This is a genomic window from Pseudoalteromonas sp. PAST1 (assembly GCF_021532515.1).
GTDB lineage: Bacteria > Pseudomonadota > Gammaproteobacteria > Enterobacterales > Alteromonadaceae > Pseudoalteromonas > Pseudoalteromonas simplex.
This window is the reverse complement of the sequence record NZ_JAKGBH010000087.1, coordinates 1-9,400: the sequence shown is the minus strand read 5'-3', so window position 1 is coordinate 9,400 and position 9,400 is coordinate 1. Positions and strand designations below refer to the sequence as shown.

Sequence of the window (9,400 nt, the reverse complement as noted above, 5' to 3'; positions counted from 1 at the left end):
TCTACTCATGTTTTTTCCTTATATGACTTCGCTAAAAATCAAGTAAGGAATTAACATGAGTATTTTTTCAGGCAAAGCCTAAATGATGATAACCACCTACTGAAGTAGGTGGTTTAGGGCCGAAAATTAAAAGCGATTTAGGCAAGGCATTGATTGCAAGTAATAGTGGTTCTATTGTTAAAATCAATAACGCAGTATAAATCGCTTTTAAACCAACCCTTTGGGCGCTTCGCAGGCACTTACTCTCATCGTTGTTACTTCTTAAAAGGGACTGCCATTCTTGCAAAGTAACGCCTTGATTTTAAGCACCTGTGAAACGCTGAATTCTGCATCTTGAGGTGGTTTGGGTATAAATTACTGCTTAATTAAGCTGCCTGACAAAAATGTATGTAATGCAGGGTCATCATCGTCGTTATAGCTTTCTGGTACTTCAAAACCTAAAGTTTCAATGCTAAATCCTCCATCAACGGTTGTGATAGGAGTCATTAACACGCCATAACCATAATTCTGACTCTCGGTAGCCTCACTAAACATCATTAAAGATCCTAAATGCAGCTCCCAAGACGCACTACGAACTTCACCATCTAATTCGAATGAAGCGCTGCCATCTTCAGCAATGACAATATTTGATGTTTCAACACCACCACTCTCGGCCATATAGGTGAAAATATGTGTACCAATTAAGTCGACTTCGGTAAAAGAATCTTGCTCAATAACTCGCGTAATTCTTTGCATTACACCGAAGTCATCGCCATCTTTAAATTGTAAAAAGTTGCCTTGTGCTTTGACAATAAAGTGCGGGTCAGCTTCTTCTATTGGGCTACCGTATGTTTTTTCATAGAAATCGACAAACACTTTTTGATTCTCAATGTCATAATTATAGTAGCCTCCAGATATACCCAGCTCATCATTTTCAGTGTCATGAGCAAGCTCTAAGAAAGTACCGTCTTCTTTAAATATGCCCATAAAGAAGTCACCATCAAGCGAACCATCGAAATAAGCACCTACTAGGGGATTTCCCAGACTATAAATACGTGTTAGTACAACATCACCTTCCCCTTCAATTTCAAGAGTAAGTGTATCTGCAGAGACAGACGCTATAATGCTGCCAGCATCGTCAATCCCAAAACTTCCATTGGTATCTTCGCTTAGTTCAACAGTAAACTCACCTGTACTCTCATTCCAAGTAAAATCGCCTAACTCAAATCCCGGATGAGCATCATCAACGCCTTCATCTGCCATTGCTTGAATCTGAATCCACTTCCCATCACGTAAAACCACTGCAACATCAGGTTCATCGGCAAGTTGCCAGGCGCCATCTAACGGGTGCTCTGTTGCAGGGCGATCAATATCAACCTGCGCTTCCGCCATCGCTTTATCAAAGAACCAAGCTTGCTTATCACCTTCAGTACAACTCGCTGACTGCGCATAAACACAAACCGTTAAGAAATACCTATCAAAGTCACTAACCTCTGCTTGCGATGTATTAAACATCAATTTGCCGGAGGCTAAGCTGTAGTCATATTCAGTTAAAACTCCAAGATATGAAAAGCTAATTCTACGTTTATATTCATCTAATTCATCGTTATAGATTGTCTCAACTTTAATAGTTTCAACACCACGTTCCCTTGGCGAATAAAGCTCAATAAAACCAACGTTTATCGGATAACCATTTTCATCATAGCTAGCGTTTTCTTCTAACCAGTAGGGAGCAAATTTAGATACGCCATATTCCTTAGAAACTGAGAAGTTTCGAAGATGTGATGAGTAATCCTCTGGGCGTTCGGTTCCGTCATAATTAAAAAAGCGATACTTACGGTAAGTAAAGTTTTGCCCGTTACTGGTTGCTAGCAGACGTTGAGAAAACTCACTATATACTTGGCAAACATCATCTTCAGGGCAGATTGGCTGAATGCCATTACTTGTAAAATAGTTATAACGTAAGAATTCTCCATCACTACTTACTTGCCAAGAACGAAAGTTTTGATTCAAATTAAAATTCATTAAACCATCGTCATAAACGTCGTAATGAAGGTCTGTTTGTGGTGAGTTATAACCTTGGTACACAGTCCATTTACCAAGTAGATCTGCTTCAGTAAATGAAAGCTGGTTATCTTTCACCATTAAACCAGTAACTGTTCGCGAGCTATCATCTGTTTTAGCTTCGAGTGATGCAGCAAATTGATAACCAACTTGTACATTTTTAACTAACCAAATTGCGATGTCATAATTGATACTTTCTGCGCTATTACTTATAAGCAGTTGATTCTCATCGACTTGCCAAGTAACACTGACAGGCGTTTTATCGTTATCAGTGAGCGTCCCAGTTCCACCAGAAAGTAGCTCAATACTTACAGCACTACTATACCCACCAAACTCGCTCAAATTATCAATAACCCAAGTACCAATAAGCTCATCTGCTGTCACTGCAAGTGTTTGTCGTTGTTCAATAAGGGTGGCGTTATAATTAGATTCAGAGCTGTTATACACTTCACCGCTGTTACTGAAACGAGTTTCAGTTTTGCGAGAAAACTCTACAGTTCTATTAGCATCATTTTCCAAGAGAATAATTAGATCTAACTCAACTAAATACTCACATACCTCCTGCTGCTGATCATTTTCATCATTGCTAAATGAGCAGTTTATAAGTACAGGCTCAGCTAAATTAATTGTAATATCCTGCTCTTGCTGAGACCAATTAAAGCTTGTATCGACATCAATCAAACTAGCATAGCCAGTTCCATCAGCCTTAAACTCTAACTGCGCAGTTGATGCTCTATAGTATTGCGGCTGCATTAAAATATACTCACCCACAATACTAGTAACGGTCTGATCTACAAGTTCATCATCTTCTTTAATTTCTTCTTTTGTCGATTCAATTAGACCCGGTTCTTGGCTCTCTACGGTATTAACAAAGTTATCAATATCCTCAGAATTTGATACAAGGTCTAAGGTTGATTCGACGCCTTCAGGAAGTTCATAGTTTTCGTTATCAACAATAATTTTAATTAATGATGCTAAAAGTAACTTCTCATCCGCATCAACAGCTAACAATGCATCATCGAGTGCTTCTTCGGAGTTGATATCAGCACCATCACGAGTCAATAATGCAAACTCTGCGGTAGTAACATTAGTTACATTAACGCCAAAATTATCCTCTTTACTAAGCTTTCCATCAGCTCCTGCTTGCGCCAGCAAAGTTGAAATTGATTTTAGCTGTGAGACAAACTCTACACCGGGATTGATTGAATTATTACCATATGCGACTAGCTTCACTAATTCATTTGCATCAGAGTCATCCACTTCAATATCTACGCTAAAACGACCCAGGGCATCCGCGGTTACTTCAAACTGTTCATCACCAATGTGAACTACAACACTAGAATTAACAATTGGCTCATCAGTTACAATGCCTTCAAATGTTATTTTTAGTGCCTTGCGCTTCAGAGCTATATTAACTTCTGCACTTGCAGTTGCATCGTCATCATCTGTTACAGTCAAAGCAATAACAATATCTGCATCTTCTTCAACTGCAGGTGCTGTAATTGTTAAGGTGCTTGTATCGCTACCAGAAAGATCAAGGGTAGGACCAGATACTTGTGTCCAAGCATATTGACTAATACTTCCGTCACTATCAGTCGCTGTCGCCTGTAAAACTAGCTCCTCTCCCTCTAATAACTCTGTGTCACTGTTAATTGATACTGTTGGACTTTTATTCTCTTCAGCAACGGGAGGGGTATCATCTTCGTTATTGCTATTATTCCCACCACAAGCTGTTAAGCTAATAATACTGGCTGCGAAAAGTAATTGTTTTATAAAATTCATAGACCTGAAATTTGGAGGGCTCATCATGTTAATCCTTACATTGATTGCGGTATAGCTCACTAAAAAGAGGCAACTGCCGAGCAGTTGCCAATCTCAAAGGAAGCAAATCTTAATAAACGTATGAACAAGGTCAGCGCTCGATCACTCTTTTAACCATAAATTAGACTTTATGTTTGCCCGTCAATTTGAGTACCTCGAAGCATGTTTTCCCGTTCATTTTTCATTAAGGTTTTATGGTAGATGAGTTATTCAAATTGTGTGTACTGAATGCCGACAAAAATGTACTCAAATACGACATGTAATTAAAAAACAGTAGGTTAAAGTTTTTGACATTGATATTCTTTTGCCGTCACACCATATTTTTCTTTGAAAAACTTAGAAAAATACGAACGTGAAGAAAAACCAACATCATCTATAACTAGACTTACTTGGCGACCCTGCTGTAACAACTCAGCAGCTCTTTGCAATCTATATTCGCGAAGATATTCACTTGGTGTGATATTTAACAATACTTTTAACTTTCTTTGGAATTGACGCTCACTCAATGCTAAGTGCTTCGCACATTCAAGCATAGAAAAGCCCTGCTGATGAAAATGCTCAGCAACATATTCAGCTAACTTTTCAAGCAGCTTTTTGTCTCTCGGGTCGAGTGAAAAGGCCGTTCTTTGCTGAGCTTTATGTGGCGACTTTTCAGATTTCGATTGTTGTGCATATTGAGCTACCCAGCCTAGCCAGTTCTCAATTTTTAAAAATAGCTCTTCTCTATCGAATGGTTTAGTGATCACATCTAGCGCGTGTTGCTGCAAACTACTCACTCGAGTTTCATAATCGCCCTTTGCGGTCAAAATAATTACTGGGATATGGCATGTAACGGGCGAGTTATGTAATGAATCTAACACAGTAAAGCCATCAACTTTAGGCATCATTAAATCAGTGATGATTAAATCTGGCACTTGGCTCAAAGCTATTTGCAATCCAACTTGGCCATCTTGCGCTAATAAAACTTGGTAGCGGTGTTGTAACTCAGATTTAAGGTAATGGCGTAACTCATCGTTGTCTTCAATAATTAATACACTGGCTTTATTCTGCACTTCATTTGATTTTGAACTGATACTTGCAGCAGAAGCTTGAGCTGCAAATTGCGTTGCTTGAAATGAAAGTTTAAAACTAGTTCCTTCCCCTAAGCGACTTGCCAGCACAAGCGTGCCTTTGTACTTATCAACCAAACGCTTAACGATGGCTAGGCCAACGCCACTACCTTCTACATTTGCATGACTACTCACTCTGTAGAAAGTATCAAATACTTTGCCTTTTTCAGCGTCTGCGATACCTTTACCTGTGTCTGTTACTTCTATGTTGGCAAGCTCACCTGATACGCTTACAGTTAAGCTGACTTGACCTTGCTGAGTATATTTAAATGCATTGCTTAAAAGGTTGGTAAGAATCGTGATCACCCCTTCTCGGGTGCTTTCGATAAATACGGCTTCTTCAATATCGACCTTAAAGTCGATAGACTTTTCACCTAACACAGCAAACTGCCCTGCGACCTCTCTGGCAATTGCCGATAGTGACACAACTTTTATAATCTCTTCATGGCGCTCATCATAACGAGTCAGCGTTAATAGCTTATCAACCAAATTTTCTAAACGCCGGCTATTTCGCAATACCAAATTCAGCTGCTCACGCTTTTCAGTAATTCGCTCATCAGCTATTAGCTTTTGCAACGGCGCAATCAACAAACTCAAAGGAGTACGTAATTCATGAGATGCATGCGTGAAGAAGCGTACTTTATTTTCGAGTGAATCACTCAGAGCTTCAGCTTGCTGTTCGATGAGCGTTTTTTGCTCTGCGATTTCGTCGGTACGCTCACTAACAATTTGCTCCAGATAATATTTTTGTTTGCGTATCCGGCGAGTCCAAAGCACTGTGAATAGCCAGACCATCGCCAAAATCAGCATAGCCGCTAACAGATAAAACTCACTAGTTTGCCACCAAGGAGCAAGAACGGTTATGTTTAACAGTAATGGAGTGAGCACATTTGCCCCGCTTTCACTACTAGCATTAACTTTCAACTGATATTTACCAGCAGGAAGGTTAGTATAATCAACAGATAAAAAAGGCCCTGTAGCTTTACGCCATTGCTGTTCAAAGCCCGCTAACTGATAAGAGTACAGGTTAGTCTGTGGCTCAGAGTAGTGTAGGTAACTAATCTGAAAGTGAACCCGTTTGATGCCCGCAGGAATAGTCACTGAACGGCTTTTTTCTATTTGGTATAAACTGCCTAAACGACTGACTCCTTCGTTTACCACATCCTCATCATCAAATTGCAAACTAGTAAGTGCCAATTGCCCGCCAATAGTATTAACTTCAAGGTCAGCAGGATTAATGACACTCACCCCCTGTGTGCCACCAAACATCAAGCGGCCATCACGGGTTTTTAAATAAGCACCGGCATTAAATTCATTACCTTGTAAGCCATGGCGAGCTTTATAGTTTTTAATGCTCATGGTTGCAGGATCTATTTTAGCGAGGCCGTTGTTGGTACTGAGCCAAACCCAATCTTCATTGTCTTTTAACAATGCATAAACGACTTGATTAGGAAGGCCTTGAGCGACATTAAGCTGATGAACTTGCTGGTTGCTCAAATCAATAATATTTAAGCCGTTCGACGTTGCGAGCCACATTTGCTGGTCAATTTCTAAAAACGCACGCACTGTATTATCAGATAAAGCCAAGTCGCCTTTGCGATAATTAGTGAGGGTATCGGTTGCAGCATTGTAATGATAAGCCCCATCACCATCTGTGCCTATCCACAGCTCTTCTTGCGAGCTTTTATATAAACTCGTCACCCGCGCAGTCGGAATTATAAGTTGTGTATTCGCTACAGGCTGTGCAAAACTAATAAATTTGCCACGCTGTCTATCAAAACAAAACAGCCCTCCACCATTCGTGCCAACCCAGACATTATTTTTCTCATCGACTAAAAGAGCATATATACTGTTCTCAGTTAAGCCATGCTCGCCTTCACCTGCTCGAAAGTGACTGATGCTGCCATCGGTATGCAAAACATCAATCCCTTGCTGCCAACTGCCAATCCATATATCGCCATTACGATCTTCGGCAATGGCTTTAATTGCATTGCTACTAATTGAATACGGTGAACTTTCGGTGGTTATGCGCTCTAAACGATTTAATTGCTGCTCAAGAATATCGATACCGCCACCCCAGCTGCCATACCAAATACGTTGCTTTGAGTCTTCAAATAGCGCCCACGCATCGTTACTTGAAAGTGGCGCTGGCTTTTTTAACTTACTAAATTGCAATGATGCTGGGTCGAGCTTACTGATCCCATTGGCAGTACCAAACCACATAATGTCGCTACTGTCTCGGTAGATACTATAGACCCGGTTATGAGCAAGACTATATTTATCAAATGGGTCATGTGCTAAAACGGTGAAGCTTGCATTAATTGGATCGTAAACATTAATCCCGCCACCTCGCGTTGCCAGCCAAACTTGGCCTTGGCTATCAAACTCAATATCACGAATTTCATTACTGCTAAGCCCAACACCGCCATCATTAGAGGTAAGCCACTGCGTCATTGTTTTAGTGCTTAACTCAATCTTGTATAAGCCACCACCCTGACTTGCCAACCAAATACTGCCATCAGCTGCCTGTTTGATAGCAAAGATACTGGCATGAATATCTATTGGCTCAGCAAAGCCAGAAAAAATAGTATTAATTTGTTGTTTATTAATAAGATCATAATAAAGTAACCCAGCTCCATGGGTACCAATCCAAAGGATGTCGGCAATTTTTGATAGCGCATAAATAGGCTTTTTTAAGTCTGTTATTAGCCTTTCAAGTTGCTGTGTTCGCTTATCGTAACGAAACAGGCTACCGTCGTATGTACCAATATAAACGTGCTGTTGCGCTACCAATAAACTGGTGATGCGACGCTCTTTTAAGAGTGGCTCAGAAAATTGATAATTATGTAATGCAAGTTGGTTTACACCACTATTTCGCGTACCTATAAACAGCTGTGATTCGCTATCAAGTGCCAATGGATAGATATAGTTATTTGCTAGGCTATTTGTCTCATCAGAGGCTGTGAATACGGTAAACTTATTGCCATCATAACGGTTTAAACCTGCCTGCGTCGAAAACCACATAAAACCTTGCTGATCTTGCACAATATCGAACACAACACTTTGCGATAATCCATCCTCAATATCGTAATTATGAAATGCAGACCAAGCTGAAGGTAAGAACAGAAGTGCTAACAGCGCTATTAAAAAACGGATCATCCCTAAATCTACACATTTATTATTAGTTATTAATCAAGCGTAGTTCAGTTCAGCTAACATTCATAATCATTTCCCAATTTAGGGATGAATAACCAAGATAGATATCAAGGGGTTGGATTTAGATGTGAGTTAGCGAGGGTAAAGGCTCTAGGTTATAGGTCAAGCATAACCTTGGGAGTGTTTTATGGTGGTTTGGGTTTACCAAAGAAAAGGTTTACATGGATTGTGTTGGGTTTCGCTGCGCTCAAACCAACCTACCCGAAGAATGAACAGGGCAAATGCTGAGCTAAACACCACACTAAACAGCCCCACCGTTCTAATCTGACGTCTGAAAGCTGATAGCTTTTCTACAGGCATTAAAAAAGGCCGCCTAGGCGACCTTTTTATAAGCTGTGAAGCTCTATCTGTTGATATTACTCAACGATAGTTGCAACAACACCAGCACCAACTGTACGGCCACCTTCACGGATAGCGAAGCGTAAACCTTCGTCCATCGCGATTGGGCAGATTAGTTCTACAGTCATCTTGATGTTGTCACCAGGCATTACCATTTCAACGCCGTCTGGTAACTGTACGTCACCTGTTACGTCAGTTGTACGGAAGTAGAACTGTGGACGGTAACCTTTGAAGAATGGAGTGTGACGACCACCTTCATCTTTAGAAAGTACGTATACTTCTGAAGTGAACTTCGTGTGTGGAGTGATTGAACCAGGCTTAGCTAGTACTTGACCACGTTCAACGTCTTCACGCTTAGTACCACGTAGAAGTGCACCGATGTTCTCACCCGCACGACCTTCGTCTAGAAGCTTACGGAACATCTCAACACCTGTACAAGTTGTCTTCGTAGTTTCTTTGATACCTACGATTTCAACTTCGTCATTCACGTTGATGATACCAGCTTCAACACGGCCAGTTACAACAGTACCACGACCTTGGATTGAGAATACGTCTTCGATAGGCATGATGAATGGCTTATCGATGTCACGCTCTGGCTCTGGGATGTAAGAATCTAGTGCTTCTGCAAGCTCAACGATTTTGTCTTCCCACTCTTTCTCGCCTTCTAACGCTTTAAGCGCTGAACCTTGGATTAGTGGTAAGTCATCACCTGGGAAGTCGTACTCAGAAAGAAGTTCACGAACTTCCATCTCAACTAGCTCAAGTAGCTCTTCGTCGTCAACCATGTCACATTTGTTCATGAATACGATGATGTAAGGTACACCAACCTGACGAGAAAGTAGGATGTGCTCACGAGTTTGTGGCATAGGACC

3 protein-coding genes are annotated in these 9,400 nt (G+C 40.7%); all 3 read right to left on the bottom strand.

Annotated features, from left to right (window positions below; genetic code table 11):
• Positions 1-354: 354 nt before the first annotated feature.
• A complete protein-coding gene (locus L1272_RS22110) occupies positions 355-3,852 on the bottom strand; it encodes a PKD domain-containing protein (protein WP_235374300.1) in 3,498 nt (1,165 codons plus the stop codon).
• Between the two features lie 290 nt (positions 3,853-4,142).
• Positions 4,143-8,132: a hybrid sensor histidine kinase/response regulator transcription factor gene (locus L1272_RS22105; RefSeq protein ID WP_235374299.1), complete on the bottom strand. Its 3,990-nt coding sequence runs from the start codon at positions 8,130-8,132 to the stop codon at positions 4,143-4,145.
• A gap of 413 nt (positions 8,133-8,545) precedes the next feature.
• A partial coding sequence (gene tuf, locus L1272_RS22100) for an elongation factor Tu (RefSeq protein WP_235374298.1) occupies positions 8,546-9,400 on the bottom strand: 855 nt, incomplete at its 5' end.